Annotated in this window: 17 protein-coding genes; 9 read left to right on the plus strand and 8 right to left on the minus strand. The window is 52.1% G+C overall.

All coding sequences use genetic code 11. The annotated features are described in order from the left end of the window. Both lpdA and I2H39_RS19660 read left to right on the plus strand, forming a co-directional pair. Nucleotides 1-1,401 carry a dihydrolipoyl dehydrogenase gene (gene lpdA, locus I2H39_RS19655; protein WP_195627336.1) on the plus strand — a complete coding sequence of 467 codons (1,401 nt, stop codon included), beginning with the start codon at nucleotides 1-3 and terminating at the stop codon, nucleotides 1,399-1,401. A gap of 111 nt (nucleotides 1,402-1,512) precedes the next feature. Continuing rightward, nucleotides 1,513-2,112: an SOS response-associated peptidase family protein gene (locus tag I2H39_RS19660; RefSeq protein ID WP_138311185.1), complete on the plus strand. Its 600-nt coding sequence runs from the start codon at nucleotides 1,513-1,515 to the stop codon at nucleotides 2,110-2,112. A gap of 28 nt (nucleotides 2,113-2,140) precedes the next feature. On the opposite strand, the gene I2H39_RS19665 is transcribed toward I2H39_RS19660, so the two are convergent. Together I2H39_RS19665 and I2H39_RS19670 are read right to left on the minus strand one after the other, a co-directional pair. Then, complete coding sequence (locus I2H39_RS19665; protein ID WP_138311184.1) at nucleotides 2,141-2,971, minus strand: polysaccharide deacetylase; 831 nt, start codon at nucleotides 2,969-2,971, stop codon at nucleotides 2,141-2,143. Then, nucleotides 2,968-3,867 carry a polysaccharide deacetylase gene (locus I2H39_RS19670; protein WP_195627337.1) on the minus strand — a complete coding sequence of 300 codons (900 nt, stop codon included), beginning with the start codon at nucleotides 3,865-3,867 and terminating at the stop codon, nucleotides 2,968-2,970. Before I2H39_RS19670 ends, I2H39_RS19665 begins: the two co-directional genes overlap by 4 nt. A 226-nt stretch (nucleotides 3,868-4,093) precedes the next feature. On the opposite strand from I2H39_RS19670, the gene I2H39_RS19675 reads away from it, so the two are divergent. Genes I2H39_RS19675 through I2H39_RS19685 form a run of 3 tightly spaced genes read left to right on the plus strand, consistent with a single transcriptional unit; the run spans nucleotide 4,094 to nucleotide 6,399 of the window. Next, nucleotides 4,094-4,999 carry an ABC transporter substrate-binding protein gene (locus tag I2H39_RS19675; RefSeq protein WP_195627338.1) on the plus strand — a complete coding sequence of 302 codons (906 nt, stop codon included), beginning with the start codon at nucleotides 4,094-4,096 and terminating at the stop codon, nucleotides 4,997-4,999. 25 nt (nucleotides 5,000-5,024) lie between these two features. Beyond that, nucleotides 5,025-5,693 carry an amino acid ABC transporter permease gene (locus I2H39_RS19680; protein ID WP_002573031.1) on the plus strand — a complete coding sequence of 223 codons (669 nt, stop codon included), beginning with the start codon at nucleotides 5,025-5,027 and terminating at the stop codon, nucleotides 5,691-5,693. Continuing rightward, entirely contained in the window at nucleotides 5,677-6,399 is a 723-nt protein-coding gene (locus I2H39_RS19685) for an amino acid ABC transporter ATP-binding protein (RefSeq protein ID WP_138311181.1), read from the plus strand. The genes I2H39_RS19680 and I2H39_RS19685 overlap by 17 nt, the downstream gene beginning before the upstream one ends. Before the next feature lie 75 nt (nucleotides 6,400-6,474). Here the strand turns inward: I2H39_RS19685 and I2H39_RS19690 are convergent, their stop codons facing one another. The 4 genes from I2H39_RS19690 to I2H39_RS19705 form a co-directional block, all read right to left on the minus strand. Beyond that, nucleotides 6,475-7,776, minus strand: a complete 1,302-nt coding sequence (locus I2H39_RS19690) for a TRAP transporter large permease (protein ID WP_138311180.1) — start codon at nucleotides 7,774-7,776, stop codon at nucleotides 6,475-6,477. Then, entirely contained in the window at nucleotides 7,776-8,276 is a 501-nt protein-coding gene (locus I2H39_RS19695) for a TRAP transporter small permease (RefSeq protein WP_138311179.1), read from the minus strand. Before I2H39_RS19695 ends, I2H39_RS19690 begins: the two co-directional genes overlap by 1 nt. 15 nt (nucleotides 8,277-8,291) lie before the next feature. Beyond that, a complete protein-coding gene (locus I2H39_RS19700) occupies nucleotides 8,292-9,317 on the minus strand; it encodes a TRAP transporter substrate-binding protein (protein WP_138311178.1) in 1,026 nt (341 codons plus the stop codon). Between the two features lie 69 nt (nucleotides 9,318-9,386). Further along, complete coding sequence (locus tag I2H39_RS19705; RefSeq protein WP_195627339.1) at nucleotides 9,387-11,888, minus strand: TIM-barrel domain-containing protein; 2,502 nt, start codon at nucleotides 11,886-11,888, stop codon at nucleotides 9,387-9,389. A gap of 211 nt (nucleotides 11,889-12,099) precedes the next feature. Here I2H39_RS19705 and I2H39_RS19710 point away from each other — a divergent pair, with 211 nt between their 5' ends. Both I2H39_RS19710 and I2H39_RS19715 read left to right on the plus strand, forming a co-directional pair. Continuing rightward, nucleotides 12,100-12,939 (plus strand): AraC family transcriptional regulator, encoded by an 840-nt coding sequence (locus tag I2H39_RS19710; protein WP_138311176.1) that lies wholly within the window; start codon nucleotides 12,100-12,102, stop codon nucleotides 12,937-12,939. Further along, nucleotides 12,920-14,122, plus strand: coding sequence for an acyltransferase (locus I2H39_RS19715; protein ID WP_195627340.1), 1,203 nt, complete (start codon nucleotides 12,920-12,922; stop codon nucleotides 14,120-14,122). The genes I2H39_RS19710 and I2H39_RS19715 overlap by 20 nt, the downstream gene beginning before the upstream one ends. Here the strand turns inward: I2H39_RS19715 and I2H39_RS19720 are convergent. Beyond that, on the minus strand, nucleotides 14,083-15,108 hold the full coding sequence (locus I2H39_RS19720) for a GGDEF domain-containing protein (protein WP_195627341.1): 1,026 nt from the start codon (nucleotides 15,106-15,108) through the stop codon (nucleotides 14,083-14,085). The two genes, I2H39_RS19715 and I2H39_RS19720, sit on opposite strands and share 40 nt — an antisense overlap. 19 nt (nucleotides 15,109-15,127) lie before the next feature. Further along, complete coding sequence (locus tag I2H39_RS19725; protein ID WP_138311173.1) at nucleotides 15,128-15,493, minus strand: hypothetical protein; 366 nt, start codon at nucleotides 15,491-15,493, stop codon at nucleotides 15,128-15,130. A gap of 184 nt (nucleotides 15,494-15,677) precedes the next feature. On the opposite strand from I2H39_RS19725, the gene I2H39_RS19730 reads away from it, so the two are divergent. Both I2H39_RS19730 and I2H39_RS19735 read left to right on the plus strand, forming a co-directional pair. Next, nucleotides 15,678-16,403 (plus strand): LytTR family DNA-binding domain-containing protein, encoded by a 726-nt coding sequence (locus I2H39_RS19730; protein ID WP_138311172.1) that lies wholly within the window; start codon nucleotides 15,678-15,680, stop codon nucleotides 16,401-16,403. Further along, nucleotides 16,400-17,749 carry a sensor histidine kinase gene (locus tag I2H39_RS19735; protein ID WP_138311171.1) on the plus strand — a complete coding sequence of 450 codons (1,350 nt, stop codon included), beginning with the start codon at nucleotides 16,400-16,402 and terminating at the stop codon, nucleotides 17,747-17,749. Before I2H39_RS19730 ends, I2H39_RS19735 begins: the two co-directional genes overlap by 4 nt. The last annotated feature ends 10 nt before the right edge of the window (nucleotides 17,750-17,759 follow it).

Genomic DNA, 17,759 nt, shown 5'->3' on the forward strand with positions numbered 1-17,759 from the left:
ATGGCTGACAGATTTGATTTGGTGGTGATTGGCGCGGGACCGGGCGGTTATGAGGCTGCCATTGAAGGGGCGGAAAATGGGATGAGGGTCGCCCTGGTGGAAAACCGTGAGCTGGGAGGCACCTGTCTGAACCGGGGATGCATTCCCACCAAAACAATACTCCATACAGCAGAGCTGTACCATGAATTACAGTCAGGCCCATCCATTGGACTGACAGTCCGGGACACGGCAGTCGATATGGAGATGGTCCAGAGACGGAAGGATGAGGTACTGGAACAGTTGAGAAAGGGCATTGCCTCACTTATGAAAACCAACAAGATTTCTGTTTATTACGGTACGGGAATCATACTGGACAGGGAGCATGTGAAGGTGGCGCCGGCAGAAGAGGCCGGAGACAGGCCGGACCAGATTATTCTGGAAACCAGCCATATTCTCATTGCCACAGGTTCCATGCCTGCATGCCCGCCCATACCCGGCGCATCGCTGCCAGGAGTGGTTACCAGCGACGGGCTGCTGGACAAGAAGGATATGTTTGGTCATCTGATTATTATAGGCGGCGGGGTAATCGGTATGGAATTTGCGTCTGTGTACAGTTCGCTGGGCCACGGCGTAACCGTAATCGAGGCCCTGGACCGCATCCTGCCCACTATGGACAAGGAGATTGCCCAGAACCTGAAGATGATTATGAAAAAAAGGAATGTAGATATCCATACAGGGGCAAAGGTGGAGGAAATCCTTCAGACAGAGGATGGGTCCGGGCTTATATGCCGCTATACGGAAAAGGACAAACCCTGCGAGGCCAGGGCTGACGGCATCCTTATCGCCACGGGGCGCAGGGCCTATACAGGCGGTCTCATAACAGATGAGAGCAGCCAGGAAGTGAAGGATATGGAAATGGAGCGCGGGCGCATTGTCACGGATGAGAAATATGAAACCAGCGTACCGGGTATCTATGCCATCGGCGATGTCACGGGAGGCATCCAGCTGGCCCACGCAGCCACTGCCCAGGGCAGAAACGCAGTGGCCCATATGGCAGGCAGGGATATGGCAATCCGTACGGATATTGTTCCGTCCTGCGTGTATACAAACCCGGAAATCGGCTGCGTGGGAATCAGTGCAGATGAGGCCAAGGCCCGGGGGATAGAAACCGTGACAAAGAAATATATTATGTCCGCCAACGGCAAGTCCATTCTGTCCCAGCAGGAACGGGGATTCATAAAGGTGGTGGCGGACAGCGGCTCTCACCGCATCCTGGGCGCCCAGATGATGTGCGCCAGGGCCACGGATATGATTAGCCAGTTTGCGGTGGCCATTGCCAATGGACTGACGCTGGAGGATATGGCTAAGGTTATTTTCCCACATCCCACATTTAGCGAGGGAATATTGGAAGCAGTGAGATAGGCGGGTAAAATACCGCTATATGGACAGAATAGGGATTAAGGGTAGAATATTTATAAAGAATATAATACCCATTAAGGATAGAATACTCACGAAAGGGCAGGCAGGGATTTCATGTGCGGCAGATATCATTTCAGTATGGAATTATTGGATGAGATAAGGGACTTAACAGAGCAGAGGGACTGGAAGCTGGAGCTGGGAGTGCTGGACAGGGACATCCGCCCAGGCGACACTGCGCCGGTTATTGCGGCGGCAGCAGATGAAGGCCCGGACAACAGGCTCTGTATTTGCCGCCAGAAATGGGGATACCCCGGGCCCGGCGGCAAAGGGCTGGTTTTTAACGCCAGGTCGGAGTCCGTGTTTGAGAAGCGGATGTTCCGGGACAGTGTGAGGCTGCGCCGGGCCGCGGTCCCTGTTTCCTGGTTTTATGAGTGGAATGGGAATAAAGAGAAGTTTACATTTACAAGGGCGGGAAGCCGTGTCCTGTTTCTGGCAGGATTTTACGGCAGGTATGAGGACGGAGACCGCTTTGTCATTCTGACCACCCAGGCCAATGCCTCCATGGCCCCTGTCCACAGCCGCATGCCCCTGGTACTTGAAAAGGAACAGGTAAGGGAATGGATTCTGGACAGCGGTAAGACAAAAGAACTGCTGGGGCAGGAACCGCCCCAACTGGAAAGGGACTGCGAGTACGAACAGCAGACCCTGTTCTGAGCCATGAACAGGGTCTGGATGCGGTTTATCAGTCAGACATTAATAGATTCCGGTTCTCCAGCACATATTCGGCCACTGCCCGGTTGGTATCAATCCACGCCCCGCGGGACAGCATATAGCCTATAAGCTCCCCCAGCATGTTTACCCGGCTGGCCCGTCCAATGAACTGGGGATGGAGGACAAAGTTAATCATTCTGCCCTCAGCAGCCAGGGAGTCGAATTCATCCTTCCAGATTTCAAGCATTTCCCGGGGGGATTTCAGCTCATACCGCTCCGGGGCGGAATCCGTGTAAAAATCGTAGGCAGTGTCGTCAAAGATGGAGTCCTTGGGAAGCTCTACCAGCGGAACCTCCCGGCCGTCTATCCTGTGGATAAAAGGGCCGTCCGAGTCCCGCCAGTTGGAGCTGTATATATAGCCGTGCTCCAGAAACAGCCTCAGGCTGTAATCATGTATCACGCCTCCCGGACCCCGGTGGCCTGCAATGGACTGCCCGGTCAGTTCTTTTATAATGGCTTCGCAGCGGGTCATGGTGGCATCCTCTTCCTCATAGGCAGTGGAGGCGGATTCCTCATGAAGATATCCATGGAATCCGATTTCATGTCCCCTGCGGCTGATTTCCTTTACAACCAGGGGATATTGTTGGGCTATGACGCCGGGAATGAAGAAGGTGGCCTTTACCCCATACACATCCAGCATGTCCAGGATTCTGGGTACGCCCTGTTTGGGTCCGTACGCACCCCTGGACAGATTGGTTATATGGTCGTGGTTTCCATCACCCCTGGTGGTCCACATGGTTTCCGCGTCCAGGTCAAATGCCATCATGACAGCGATTCGCTTATTGTCAGGCCAGGCCATCATAGGGCGTCACCTCCTTTTTCATGATTTGCTCCATCGGATTCAGCCTGGGACAGTACATACCGCGCAGCCTCCTCACAGGTGGTAATCCATGCGCCGTGGCCCTTCATATAGGCAATGAAGCTTCCCAGGGCCGCAATCCGGCTGGCGCGTCCTATCATCTGGGGGTGGAGCTTTAAGACGAAAATTTTATTCCCCTCTTCCGCCAGGCCGTCAAATTCATCCTTCCAGTTGCCGAATACTTCACGGTTGCTGTACATGGAGCGCACGGCAGGGTCGCTGAAGGTGAAATAAAAATAGGTAAAGTCGTCCATGGTGATGTCGCACGGCAGTTCCACCAGAGGCAGTGTCTGACCGTCCTGCTGCCAGAGATATGCCCAGTCGCAGTCTTTCATGGAAGAGCTGTAGAGGTAACCGCGCTCTGCCAGCAGCTTCGGGGTAAAGGGATGGATGATGCTTTCCGGTCCCCTGTGTCCCACCGGGCGCCTGCCGGTGATGCGCTCCAGGATTGTCTCGCTTTTCTCCAGTATTTCTGTTTCCTCTTCCCTGGATATGCCGCGGACGGATTCATGCATGTATCCGTGACAGGCTATTTCGTGGCCATGGGCATGGATGGATTCCACCTGGTCAGGGTAGGTTTCTGCAACGATTCCGGGTACAAAGAAGGTGGATTTGATATCATGGGTGTCCAGCATATCCAGACACCGTCTCAGGCCCTCCCGGGGGCCGTATTGGCCCCGGGAATAATCCGTGAAACCAATGGTGGCGCCTTTGGAAGCGGCCCTGGACATGCGCAGGAATTCCGCGTCAAAGTCAAAGGTGACCATGACAGCAATCCTGGCGCGGCCGGGCCAGGCCATGGCAGGTCCGTTTGTCCTGCCGTCTATTTCATATGACATGGTAAATTGCTCCTTTTATTCATTTCTGCTATTTGTCTCCGGTTTTCATTATAGCACGGATGGGGGGCAGAAAAAAGCCTGGAATCTATTGAATCTGATGCATATTTATGCTATGATTATGCAAGTTCTTCCTTTATTTATGCCGGTAAGGCAGAGGGAGGGGATAAGGTTTGCAGAATGCAGACTTTTTATTTTTTATATACATATAGCAGAGAGGAGAATTATTATGAAAAAAATTGCATTATTGCTGTGCGCTGTTCTGACAGCAGGCGCACTCACCGCATGTTCCGGCGGGGCGGATGCCACCACGGCTGCTGCGCAGGCAGCCACCCAGGAGGCAGCGGACAAGGACGGGGCAGGCAAGGACGCAGCGGATACCGCAGCAGGCTCTGAGGACAAGCCGGATGCAGCCGGAGAGAATGCAGCGGCTGAGAATCCGTTTTCCGGTAAGACTGTGAAGGTGGGCTGTTCCGCTACCTTCGTTCCCTTTGAGTCCATCGAGATGGCGGCAGACGGAAGCAAGACCTATGTGGGCATGAATATTGATATTATAAAGGCGGCTGTGGAGAAGAACGGCGGCCAGGTGGAGTTTGTGGATATGCCGTTTAAAAGTCTGATGGCTGCCATCCAGGCAGGACAGATTGACTTCTGCAGCGGCGGCATGGCGCCTACGGCAGAGAGGGAGAAAACACTGGATTTCAGCGAAATCTTCTTCTATCCCAGAAATGCAATTGTATACAGGGCAGAGGACAATTACCCGGATTTGGATTCCCTGAAGGGCAAGAAGATTGCCTATGTATTCGGCACCAATTACCAGCAGGTAGCGGAGAGCGTGGAGGGCGCTGAAACGGTTGGCATCCAGGGAAGCCCTGCTTGTATTGAGGAAGTAAAGAGTAAGAGGGCGGATGCGTGTATTGTTGACGGCGCAGGCGCAACAGAGTTCTTAAAGAACAATGAGGGCCTTAAGCTGAGCCTTATGGATAAGGTGGATGATGACTGTTTTGCCATTGGCTTCCCCAAGGAATCCCCTTATTATGAGACATTCAACAACACGCTGAAGGAAATGATGGAAAACGGAGAACTGGATGAAATCATCGCAAGCCATTTAAGCGAACAGTTCATCTTAGATTAAGGCAATGTAAGAAGGGGCTGCACATATGAAATTAGATTTTACCAGTGTCTGGCAATATTGGCCATTCCTATACCATGGAGCACTGCTCACCCTGAAGATTACGGCCATCTGCGCCGTGCTGGGGTTTTTGCTGGGCATCGTACTGGCTCTTGTTAAAATCAGCAAATATAAACCTCTCATATGGTTTGGAAGGTTTTATACATCCATCTTCAGGGGAACACCTCTCCTGGTACAGCTGTGTATTGTCCATTTTGGACTGCCGCAGCTGCTGGGATTCACACTGACCACCACCCAGTCCGGAATCCTCACATTTACACTGAACTCCGCAGCCTATGTCTCCGAGATATTCCGGGGAGGCATCATGGGCGTGGACAAGGGACAGTATGAGGCGTCCATGTCCCTGGGCATTGGCTACGGTGATATGATGAAGGACATCATCATTCCGCAGGCCGTGAAACATATCCTGCCCAGCCTGGTGAACGAGGCCATTGCCCTGCTGAAGGAGTCTTCCATTCTGTCCTACATCGGCGCGGTGGAGCTCTTAAGGGCTGCGGACCAGATTACGGTCCTGACCTTCCGGTTCTTTGAACCTTATCTGGTCATTGCCGTTATTTACTACGTATTTGTTATGATATTGTCGGCAGTTGCCAGCCGTCTGGAAAGGTGGGTGAACAGAAGTGATAGAGTTTCGTGATGTGCATAAAAGCTTCGGCAACCTGGAAGTATTAAAGGGAATCAACCTGAATATCGGGAAGGGCCAGGTAGTTACGCTGATTGGCCCTTCCGGTTCCGGCAAGTCCACCATCCTAAGGTGCATCAACCTGCTGGAGAAACCCACCAGGGGGCAGGTGTTCATTGACGGCACGGATATCACGGTTCCAAAGGCAGATATCCAGGCGGTCAGAAAGAACATCGGCATGGTGTTCCAGCATTTTAACCTGTTTCCCCATATGACGGTCATGGAGAATATGACCTATGCCCCGGTGAAGGTGAACAGGATTTCCAAGGACAAGGCAGCGGAAAATGCTCTGGAGCTTCTTAAGCTGGTGGGGCTGGTGGAGAAGGCGGATGCCTATCCGGGTAAGCTGTCCGGCGGCCAGAAGCAGAGAATCGCCATAGCCAGGGCCCTGGCCATGGAGCCGCAGATTATGCTGTTTGATGAACCCACCAGCGCCCTGGACCCTGAGATGGTAAAGGAGGTTCTGGAGGTTATCAAGAACCTGGCCCACACAGGTATCACCATGGCCCTGGTAACCCATGAGATGGGATTTGCCAGGGAGGTATCGGACCGCATCTGCTTTATAGACGACGGGCAGATAGTGGAGGATGCCAATCCGGATGAGTTCTTTAAGAATCCAAAGAGTGACAGGGCCAGAGGATTTTTGGAAAAGGTGCTGTAGAGAATAAGAGGCCGCCCGGGCGAAATACCCGGACGACCTCTTTTTTTAAATACAAAGGCTTATCTCATAATACCACTAAATCAATCCCATGAGGCTGGGAATACCCAGTGACAAGGCAGGTATATAGGTAACGGCCATTAAGAGCAGGAACAGTACTGCAAAGTAGGGAAGCAGTGTTCTGGTCACCTGTTCAATACTGATTTTGCTGATACCGCAGCCCACGAACAGTACGGAACCAACAGGCGGCGTGATGTTGCCGAGGCACATGTTGAAGATTAGCATGACGCCGAACTGAATATCGCTCATTCCCAAACTCTGGGCGATAGGAAGGAAGATAGGCGTGAAAATCAGGATGGCGGGCGTGATGTCCATGAACATGCCCACAACCATGAGGATTATGTTCATCAGCAGCAGTATCACGTATTTGTTGGTGGAGATGGACATGATGCCCTGGCTGATGGCTGCCGGAATTCCTGAGTATGCCATGACAAAGGACATGGCGGAGGAGGCGGAAATCAGGAACAGGATGATGCCGCTGGTGCATGCGCTGCTTACCAGAATCTTCATGAATGACTTCATGGTAAGGCTCCTATAGCAGATGGAAAGAATCAGGCAGTATAGCACACAGATGCCTGCTCCCTCAGTGGCAGTGAAGATGCCGCCCACGATACCGCCGATAACAATGATGATGAGCAGCAGGCTGGGGATGGCTTCCAGGGTCACTTTAACTGCTTCCTTCATGGGCGTGCGGCCGGATACCGGATATTTATGCTTTTTCGCATAAATAAAGGCCACTACCATGGAGCCGACGCCCATGAGGATACCGGGAATATATCCGGCCATGAACAGGGTGGAGATAGATACGCCTCCCGCTACCGTGGAGTACACGATAAAGGCGCTGGTGGGGGGAATCAGCAGTCCGGTGGGAGCAGAGGCAATGTTGACCGCTGTTGCAAAGGCCGGGTCATAGCCCTCATCCTTCTGGATGGGGTAGATACAGCCGCCCATGGCGGATGCAGCTGCCACCGAGGAACCGGACAGCGCTCCAAAGAGCATGTTGCCCACGATGTTGGCCTGGGCCAGGGAGCCTGGAATCCAGCCCACGAACAGCTTTGCAAAGTTTACAAGGCGTCTGGCGATACCGCCGTTATTCATGATATTGCCTGCCAGGATGAAGAGGGGGATGGCAAGCAGGGAAAAGCTTTCCACGCCGCTGTTCATCTTCTGCATGGTGATGAAGGTAATCTGGTCCCAGGACAGACTGGAGATGGCGGTTACGATGGAAGCGATTACAATGCTGACGGAGATTGGGCAGCTGAGGAACAGCAGGATGCCAAATACCGCAAACAGGATAACTGTTGTAAGTCCGATACTCATTACTCATTCCCTCCTTCAATGGTGATTCCGGTTACATCCTCATAGATATTGATAATCTGTGCCAGGATGATGAACAGCCCGGAGATTGGCGCCATGGCATATACCAGGCTTCTGGGAATCCCAAGCAGCGCTGAGAATACCTTCTGGGCGCTTAATGCCAGCTTGAACCCGCCTATGGTGATGACAAAGATGGCAAAGAGCAGAATCAGCACATCGATGGCTGTCATCAGAATCCGGCGGCCTGCCGGGCTTAAGCTGTCGCGCACCAGCACCAGGCACATGTGCTCCCTGGTGATGAAGGCATAGGCAGCTCCGATGAAACCGGTCCAAATCAGAAAGTAGCGCACCAGCTCCTCGGTAAAGGCGGCGGGGCTGTTAAGCACGTAGCGTGTAAATACCTGGTACAGGACCAGAAGGGTCATGACGGACAGCAGCACAGTGGCAATGCCGGCCAGAAGACGGGTCATCCACTTCTTGATGACAGATAATAGTTCATTCATGTGATTACCTCCCCTTTATTCTACCGAATCAATGATGTCAAGCAGCTTCTTCACACCCGGATACTGTGCGCAGTACTGGTCAATCATGCCGCTTGTGGCCTGGCGGAACGCATCCTTGTCAACATCATTCACGAATTCCACGCCCATCTGGGCGGATGCTTCCTGGATGGCCTCATCAATGGCGGCGTCCCAGGCAATTTTGTGGCTTTCCGTGGATTCGTGGGCTGCTTCCAGGATGATTTGCTGGTCCTCCGGGCTGATGGTTTTCCATACCTTGGCGCTCATGACCATTACATCCGGAATCATGGCATGCTGGTCCGTGGAGTATACCTTGCAGATTTCACCGTGCTTGCCCGTGGTGAGGGCTGTCTCGTTGTTCTCAGTGCCGTCGATGATGCCGGTCTGGAGGGAGGTGTATACATCGCCGTAGGACATGGCCACCGGAATGCCGCCCAGAGCCTTCATCATATCGGTCTGGGATTTCATGTCCTGCACGCGGATTTTTAATCCCTTTAAGTCGGCAGGAGTGCGGATGGCCTTGTTCTTGGTGTAAAATGAACGGGCGCCGGATGTATAGTAGGTCAGGGTCACGAATCCGTCATCCGAGGAGGAAAGAAAGAAATCCTGCATCTGGCTGGAATCCATTACATGGTAAAAGTCTTCCGTGTCATCGAAGATATAGGGAAGGCCAAAGGCGTGATAGGATTCATTGTAGGTGGCAAGGCCGGGTGCGGACACCTTGGTCATGGAAATAACACCGGCCATCAGCTGCTCCATGTTCTCATTTTCAGAACCCAGCTGTCCGTTTGGAAGGATGCGGACCTGGATTCTTCCGTTTGTCCGTTCCTCCACCTTGTCTGCAAATTCTGTCATTGCAATGTGTACGGTATGGGTCTCGCTGAGGCCGTGGGCCAGAGTAAGCACCATTGGGTTTTCTGCGGTAGCTTCTGCGCTGGTCTTGGCGCCGCCCTGGGCGCATCCGGTGAGCCCCAGCACAGCCAGACTCATAGCCACTGCCATTGCTGCTGCAAATTTTTTCATTTTCAATATCCCCTTTCTATGGTAGCAGCTTCCCCTCTGTAAGCGGGAGGGGAAGCATATGCTCGCTTTTTACATACCAATCAGGTCGAATTGCTCAAAGGATACAATCACCTGATAATCCTTCTTAGGATTAGGGTACTTAATCTGAACGGATTTAAGCCTCTGGCTATAATACCATCCGCAGTCCGCCTCCTCGAATTTTCTCCGGTGGAGGAAATGAGGAATGGTTTCTCCGTCCGCCTTGACCCAGTAGGGAGCCTTTTCACGGTGAATCATGTCCAGATACAGTGTCTTTACAGCTGTCTCATAATGGCCTTCCTGGTGGAAATCCAGGGTAGTGCGTTCCCCGGCTGTCATGGTTATGTCTGTCTTCAGATAACTTCCATTCTCATAGTCCATGGAAATGCCGTCATCCTCATAGAGGGCAAACCGGCCGTCCCGGTCAGCTGCACACAGAATCCTGAGGTGCTCTGTCTGCTGCGTTTTCAGGTTATCAAGCTTGTCTTCCGCCATGGGAATGATGGCGCCGCTTCTCACCAGCAGGGGGATAGACCCCAGGTCCACGGGAAGCTCGATGACGGCGCCGCCCTCATAGGCAGTCCTTGTGTAGAAATCATAGAAGGTTTCGCCTTCAGGCAGGTATACCTTCCTGGCGGAGGCGCCTTTTTCCACCACATTGGCTACCAGCAGGGAATCGCCGAACATGAAGTCCACGCCCTCCTCGTAGCACCTAACATCATTCTGGAATGCGCTGCACATGGGTTCCATGATGGGAAGTCCTGTCTCATGGGCCCGTTCCATCAGTGAGTAGAGGTAAGGACTTAACTGGTAGCGGAGGCCGATGGCTTCCCGGATATAGCCCGTGCAGTCACCGTACATCCAGGGCTCAGTCACTGTGTTGTCGGTGTTGGTGGAGTGGATGGAGAAACGGGGCTGGAATATGCCGTTCTGAATCCAGCGGACCATAAGCTCTGCTTCCGGTGAGGGGCCGTAAAATCCGCCGATGTCGCAGCCCTGGTTGGCCACGCCGGAGAGGCTCATGCCCAGGATGGTTGCAATGTTATATTTTAAGGAGTCCCAGCAGGTCAGGTTATCCCCTGCCCAGGTCTGGGCATAGCGCTGTATGCCGCAGTGGCCGGAGCGGCACACAATGTAGGGACGGGTATTGGGAAAGGTTTCATGGATGGCTTCATCCGTAATATGGCACATGATATTGGACATAACGGATTTCAGCTGTCCGATGGTGCCGCCCTTGCCCTCAAAATCACAGCGGCAGTCCTTATCCACCAGGCTGTCATATTCGCAGTTGTCGTTCCACACAGAACTGGTGCCGTATTCCAGGACATTTTCCCTGAGCATTTCCTTCCAGTAGGTCCGGGTGGAAGGTTTGGTAAAGTCTGCAAACACGCCTTTTCCGCCCCACCAGGTTCCGATGCCCGGCTCGTCGCTGTCACTGGCCTTCACGAACATGCCCCTGGCCTTCATTTCGTCCAGTTTGGGATGGATGAGAAGGATGCCCGGTTTTACGTTGGGGGATACGGACACGCCTCTTTTATCCATCTGGGCAAAGAATTCCCTGGGGTCCTTGAACCGCTTTTTGTTCCAGGTAAAGACACAGCGCTTGATACCCTTATCTGTCTCCACGGTGCAGTAGCCGGAGGAAAGCTGGAAACCGTCCACCGGTATCTTCTCCTCCTTTGTGGTGTCGATGAAATCCAGGATGGCATCATCGCAGTCCTCATCCAGCTCCGGGTAGTACATGGAAGAACCCAGATAGCCCAGGGCATACCGGGGAAGCATGGCTGATTTGCCGGTGAGGTCCGTATAGCGCTCCACGACCTGCCGCACAGAGGGGCCTGCAATAAGGAACAGGTCAATGTCGCCGCCGTCTGTACGGTAACGGCTGTGGGGTTTCCAGTAATTGCTTTTCTCACGGCCCATGTCAAAGTCGCACTCGTAGGTATTGTGGTAAAAATATCCCACTGCTTTCCTGGTGCTGCGGCTTAATTTTATGTAAAAGGGGATGTGCTTGTAAAGAGAGTCTGTTTCCTTAGGGTTGTATCCCATGGCGTCCTTGGGGCTCATGCCCATAAATTTCTGGGCTTTGTTGAAATCACCGCTCTTCTCTCCAAAACCATAAAAGCAATCTTCCGGTGAAATCTCGCTGGTGTGAATCCGGCGGTGGTTGCTGTCCTCCATATAGGCCAGGTCTGGGATGTCCGCGTGAAGCAGGGTGCCTTCTTTGTCGTATACACAGATGCGCAGCGGGTCCTTCTCCACCACTACCTTTAAGAGGCTTCCCTCAATCACTGCCTCCCTGTCCCCGTCCGACAGGACTGCATCCGCTGCAGCCACCCGTATTCTGCGGCCTTTCAGGAAATCGTCCATCCGGTCCTCCCATGCTGTCATCACAAGGCTGTAGGATTCCTCTGCGAAATCGCCGTCAAACCCGGCCCTGATGCGCAGGATGGAATCAGTCAGAAAAAGAATGCGGATTTCCACACTGTTTGTCGTCACTGAAAAGTAATTATCCTTTTTAATGACTGTGTAAGCATTCGTACAAACCTTCATAAATTGTTGCCTCCTTGTTTTATTTCAACCGGTTTTATGTTATTATCATATAGAATTAAGGCCGCCTAAACTAGACAATATTTGCAGTTTTATGGTTGAAATTAAACATATCTTGCTGTATTAATTTGGAAGCGCTATGATGTTTCCGTGTATTTTACGGTTATAAAAACATGGGAATTGGATATATGTACCAAAGAAAGGGGGAAACAGATTGATTGACCAGGCTGGAATCATGATGGCCCAGGGAAGGAGCATTGCCGGCGAACGCATACAGGGGGTCAATGACAATATGTCAAAGTCCCACTATCACGATTATTTTGAACTGTACTATCTGGAGGAGGGTGAACGGTTCCATATCATCCAGGACCAGCTCTACTGCATTCATCCGGGGGAATTTCTTATATTTTCCCCTTATGTGATGCACCACTCCTACGGCCAGGAAAATGTGCCTTTTAAGCGGCTCCTGGTGTATTTTGCCAGGGAGGAAGTGGATTCCCGTCCGCTGTTAAAGGTGCTGGAGCAGGGAACCGGGGTATATAAGCCGGACCAGCGGGAAAAGCAGGTTGTGCACCGCATGCTGGACGACCTGCTTAAGGAACAGGATGAACCTCAGGCTTACCATGAGGATTATATCCATACCCTGTTAAACATGGCGTTATTGACCATTGCCAGGAAAATACAGACACCGGTTAAGCCGGAAAAGCGCAACCGGATTACAGATGTAATCAGCTATATCCATAAAAATTACCAGGAGGATATATCCATTGACCAGCTGGCCCAGATGTCCTATGTAAGTCCCTACTACCTGTGCAGGGAGTTCAAGCGGTATACCAACAGCACCATCATCCAGTATGTGAACGTCACACGGGTGATGAATGCCCAGAGGATGTTCATGGAAACAGATAAGAATATAACGGAAATCAGCCGTGATACCGGATTCTCCAACATCACTCACTTTAACAGGGTGTTTAAGTCGGTCATGGGCATGACCCCGTCTAATTTCAGAAAAATATATAAAACGGAGGCCGGACATGGCAGAAGGACGATTTGACGGAAAAGGGACAGGCGGGGCGGAGAAACGGTGCAACGCAGGCCAGGCGCGCCCCGGGGTACAGTCCCATGACGGCCTCAATATGCAGTTCTGCATTCTGTCGGCCCTGGGCATGGTTTTTGTGGTGGACGGCCATCTCAATAACAGTTACCTGGATATAGGGGGACTGGTGCCCTACTACTCCTTTCACATGCCCTTGTTCGCCTTTATCTCCGGGTATTTTTATAAAAAGGGAAGCGAAAACCGGCTGGGGGCATACACCAGGAAAAAGATAGTCCGGCTGCTGGGACCGTATATGGTATACAATCTGATTTACGGCATGATTGCACAGGTACTTCATCTGGCTGGTTTTGCCTTTGGGGGGGATTTGAACCTGTGGAATCTGTTGGCGGAGCCATTTATTACAGGACACCAGTTTGAATATAACCTGGCTGCCTGGTTTGTGCCTGCCCTGTTTCTGGTGGAGATGGCCAATGTGCTCCTGCGCCGCCTTTTAAAGGGAATGGATTCTGAATATGCAGTCTTTCTTCTGTATCTGTCCATAGGGGCCGGAGGCATCCTTCTGGCGCGCTCCGGACGGTACCAGGACGGATGGCTTACACTGGTGCGCATGATGTTCCTGCTGCCCTGCTACGGTGCAGGCACCCTGTACAGGGAGAAGCTGGAGCAAAGGGACAGGGCGGACCATTGCCTGTACTTTGGCATCATCCTGGCAGTCCAGCTGGTTCTGGCCATGTCCGGCCGCCCTCTCATCTACTCCGTGGCCTTCTGCAACGGTTTTACGGGAATCCTGCTGCCCTACATCACGGCCGGGCTGGGCATCGCATTCTGGCTCAGGGTATGCCGTATCCTGGCCCGGGCCTTTGAGGACAGCCGGTATCTCCGGTATTTCGGCAGCCATACATATGCAGTGATGATGCACCATATTATGGCCCTTATGGTACTGAAAACCCTGTTTGCGGCCATGGCAAAGTACACGCCTCTCTTTGTGGGATTCAGTTTTGAACAGTACAAGGCAGATCTCTGGTACTGCTATTTCCCCAAAAATCTGCCTCAGTTCCGTGTGGTGTATCTTATATGGGCCATCGCGCTGCCGCTGTTGTTCCAGTGCGCAATTGACAGGATAAAGTCCTGCCGGGGCCGTCAGGTCCTGGGACGTCTGCGGGCGGGCTTTAAGGGATAGCTGCGGTGCAGAACCAGGTTGTCTGCCGTTTCCTGGTGTACCCGGTAGTAGGAGCTGCATATGCGCTCTGCAATGACATCCACATTTTCCAAGGACACATCCAGCACCATGACCAGGTACTGGCAGCTGCTGTACCTAGTGAACACATCTCCCATGCGCAGGCTCTGTTTGATTTCCTCCCCCAGCATATCCATCTCAGCATCTCTTTTATCCAGGGGGAGGAAACCGTTATTCCGGTCTGTCAGGGTAAACAGGATGATGAAGGCCCTTTTTTTATCCCTTCTGAGGCGCCTTTCCTCCAGCCGGTAGATTTGTTTAAAGGTTTCGTAATCCTGGCAGTAGGCCCCTGGCGGGATTTCCTTCTCTTCCATCTCCCTGGCTATCAGGCTCATGTCAGGCTGTATGCCTGCCGGCTCCCTGGCAGGGGATGCATAGCCGGTCCCGTTCTTTAAGTTGCGAAGACGTTTTTTCGCCATGATTTTCTGGTCCGCACAGTCAAACATATCCCGGTATTTACTGCAGGTCAGGCTGTCTGCACTGTCTATGGTAATGGACAGTTTAATCAGGATGGAATCGCCCAGCCGCACTTCGCGGAACCGTTCCTGAATCCGCAGGCATTCACCGGCTGTCCTGGCGTCCTCCAGAATAGAGGGTATAAAAATAACGAATTCATCCCCACCCACGCGCCCCACCAGATTTTGCCCGTTAAACATCTTTTTCAATACGCTCGCAATGGTGCACAGCAGCATATCCCCGGCAATGTGGCCGTAACGGTCATTTACCTGCTTGAAATGGTCCAGGTCCAGGACAATCATGGTTCCGGGCTGTTTGCAGCGAAGGTGGTCATCTACCCTGCGCTCCATGGTGATACGGTTATACAGTCCGGTCAGTCCGTCCAGTTCCGCCAGGGACTGGAGGGCACAATTTTCCTGCTCCAGCTGTCTGCGCGTCTTCCTGACAGTATCTGTCTGCTGTCTCTGTTTCATTTAAACATCCCTCCAGATATTACTGTGTGCTCTGTACTTCCAGGGCACATTCCAGAGCCCGCTGCATTTTCTGGCAGCTGACCGGCTTCATGAAGAAATAGCTGACACACATACGGTATGCCTGTACCCCGAAATCCAGGTCGGAAATCCAGATAAGCCGCCTGGAGAGCAGCTGTGCACTGGCTGCGGTATCCAGGCCCCGCACGCCGTCCAGGGCAACAATAACCAGGTCCCACTCCCTTCCTTCCAGGGCAGCAGCCAGTTCCGCCCAGTTTTTACAGGTTCCAATCTGCATTTCCAGGCATTTAGCCGAGGCCCATTTAAGGATGTAATCTATCATTAGGGTCCGTTCCGGCAGGTTGTCGTTACAGATAATGATGTTCATGCAGTGCTCCCCCTTTCTTAAGTGGATTCAAACATCTGATTCAAACATACCGTTTTTCAGCCGTACATTCAATAAGCTGGCCTGATTTTGCAGCTTTTGGCCTGATTTTGCATTTGCCATAAGTGTCTGTTTTATGTAAAATGAAGTCAGGAAGGTATTTCTTGCCTATCAAAGGGGGAATTTTATGCGGGTTGCCATTATCGACGATTTAGTGATGTGCAGGCAGGAGATAAAAGAATATCTGATGCGCTATATCCGTGAGAATTATGAAGGGGAAGTACCGGAACTGGATGAGTTTGAAAGCGGGACCGGGTTTGTTGGCGCTTTCCGGCCCCAGGTATATGATTTGATTTTCATTGACCAGTACATGGATGGCATGTCCGGTATGGACACTGCCAGGGAGATAAGGAAACGGGATGAGGCGGCTGCCCTGATTTTTGTTACCACCAGCCATGACCATGCAGTGGACAGCTATGGGGTCAGGGCCTGCGGTTATCTTATAAAACCCTTTACATATGAAGCATTTGAGAGGACCATGAGGCTGGCGCGGGTGGAAAAGATATTAAATGCCCGTTTCATTGCCCTGGGGGATGACAGGATACTGTTAAAGGATATTCTCTGGTGTGACCGGGACGGCCATTATGTGCAGGTACATACAGGGAGGCAGGGTATCCTGAGATACCGGGTACCCTTTGCGTCTCTGGAGACAGTATTGTCTGCTTATCCTCAGTTTTTGCCTTGTTACAGGGGGCTTATCATTAACATGGACCGTGTTGGGCGTATGGAGGAGATGGAGTTCCTCATGGATACCGGCCAACGGGTTCCGTTTCGCAAGCGGGACCATAAGGAAATCAGGAGCCGGTTTTCACAGTACATGTTCCGGCGGGCAAGGGAGGAGGATTTACTATGATGGATACAGCTATGACGCTGCTGTTTCCCTTTTTGGATTTCATGCCCTTTGGCCTTCCCAGATACTGGGTCCACAGGGACAAGCTGAAAATCCGGTACAGGTATGTGGTACTGATGATGGCGGCTGTTTCGTGTGTGAACAGCGCAGCCTTCTGCCTTATCAATCAGGGCGGCTATGAGGCTGCCGCCCGTTGGACTACCCTGATGCGGTACAGCTTCATGCTGTTTAATCTGACGTGTTCATTTTTATTAATCAGGGAACAGTTCCAGAAACTGATGTTTACCTACCTGCTCCTGATGGCCTGGTCCTTTTTTGTGTTTGGCAATGCCAATTTTATTGAGAGCCGCTTTTTTTGGGATTTTTCAGAGGTCCACCCTTATCTCATATATAATATAGCCAGGGTGGTACTGCTGCTCCTCACTTATCCTTTCATACTTCATTTCCTGGAACATACGGTAAAAGAGGCACTGAAGATGGACGACCGGAGAATGTGGCGGTATATGTGGAAAATCCCTTTGTTTTCCACCCTGTTCGGCATGCTTTACTGTACGGTGCAGGATGTATATGCATATGCTTCCTGGCAGTTTCTGATTTCCAGGTATCTGATGCTGCTTGGAACCTGCTATGTGTCTTATGTTTTTTTGAAGGTGTTGGAGATATCCCGCAGAAAGACCCAGCTGGAGGAGGAGTTAAAGTATGCGGACCGAAGCCTCCTGGCCCAGAAAAAGCAGTATGAAACCATGTCGGCCCACATGGAGGACATGAAAAAGGCGCGCCATGACCTGCGTCAGCATCTGGCTGTGGTGCAGTCCTATATAGACCGGGATGACAGGTCCGGCCTGGCTGAGTACATTGAGATTTACAAGACAGAGCTGCCGCCGGATATCCAGGAAATCTATTGCCGCAACCAGGTGGTCAATGCCCTGGTCTGCTACTATGCTTCCCTGGCCCGCAGGCATAAAATACGCTTTGAAGCCCAGGCAGACTACCCGGAACCCTGCCCTGTATCGGATACCGAGGTGACGGTTATCCTGGGCAATCTGCTGGAAAATGCAGTGGAGGCCTGCCTTCGGGAGAAGGATGCAAAATGCTCCATCCGCCTGCGCATCAGCAGGAAAAATAAAAACAGCCTTGTATTCCTCACAGACAATACCTGCACAAGGACCGTGGCCTTTGACGCTGACAGCAAAACACCCCTTTCCTCAAAACGGAAAGGGGTGGGAATCGGCGCTGCCTCGATTCGGGAAATTGCGGACCGGTATAAAGGCGAGGCCCTGTTTGAACAAAAAGACGGCATGTTTTATGCGTCTGTATGGCTGCAGCTTCCGGAGAAGGCTGATGATTAGGCCGGGGCCG

This window comes from Clostridium sp. 1001283B150225_161107_B6, from assembly GCF_015556325.1.
Lineage (GTDB): Bacteria > Bacillota > Clostridia > Lachnospirales > Lachnospiraceae > Enterocloster.

Coding starts and splice junctions, on each gene's coding strand:
- lpdA (WP_195627336.1), top strand. CDS start 1: ATGGCTGACAGATTTGATTTGGTGGTGATTGGCGCGGGACCGGGCGGT.
- I2H39_RS19660 (WP_138311185.1), top strand. CDS start 1,513: ATGTGCGGCAGATATCATTTCAGTATGGAATTATTGGATGAGATAAGG.
- I2H39_RS19665 (WP_138311184.1), bottom strand. CDS start 2,971: ATGATGGCCTGGCCTGACAATAAGCGAATCGCTGTCATGATGGCATTT.
- I2H39_RS19670 (WP_195627337.1), bottom strand. CDS start 3,867: ATGTCATATGAAATAGACGGCAGGACAAACGGACCTGCCATGGCCTGG.
- I2H39_RS19675 (WP_195627338.1), top strand. CDS start 4,094: ATGAAAAAAATTGCATTATTGCTGTGCGCTGTTCTGACAGCAGGCGCA.
- I2H39_RS19680 (WP_002573031.1), top strand. CDS start 5,025: ATGAAATTAGATTTTACCAGTGTCTGGCAATATTGGCCATTCCTATAC.
- I2H39_RS19690 (WP_138311180.1), bottom strand. CDS start 7,776: ATGAGTATCGGACTTACAACAGTTATCCTGTTTGCGGTATTTGGCATC.
- I2H39_RS19695 (WP_138311179.1), bottom strand. CDS start 8,276: ATGAATGAACTATTATCTGTCATCAAGAAGTGGATGACCCGTCTTCTG.
- I2H39_RS19700 (WP_138311178.1), bottom strand. CDS start 9,317: ATGAAAAAATTTGCAGCAGCAATGGCAGTGGCTATGAGTCTGGCTGTG.
- I2H39_RS19705 (WP_195627339.1), bottom strand. CDS start 11,888: ATGAAGGTTTGTACGAATGCTTACACAGTCATTAAAAAGGATAATTAC.
- I2H39_RS19715 (WP_195627340.1), top strand. CDS start 12,920: ATGGCAGAAGGACGATTTGACGGAAAAGGGACAGGCGGGGCGGAGAAA.
- I2H39_RS19720 (WP_195627341.1), bottom strand. CDS start 15,108: ATGAAACAGAGACAGCAGACAGATACTGTCAGGAAGACGCGCAGACAG.
- I2H39_RS19725 (WP_138311173.1), bottom strand. CDS start 15,493: ATGAACATCATTATCTGTAACGACAACCTGCCGGAACGGACCCTAATG.
- I2H39_RS19730 (WP_138311172.1), top strand. CDS start 15,678: ATGCGGGTTGCCATTATCGACGATTTAGTGATGTGCAGGCAGGAGATA.
- I2H39_RS19735 (WP_138311171.1), top strand. CDS start 16,400: ATGATGGATACAGCTATGACGCTGCTGTTTCCCTTTTTGGATTTCATG.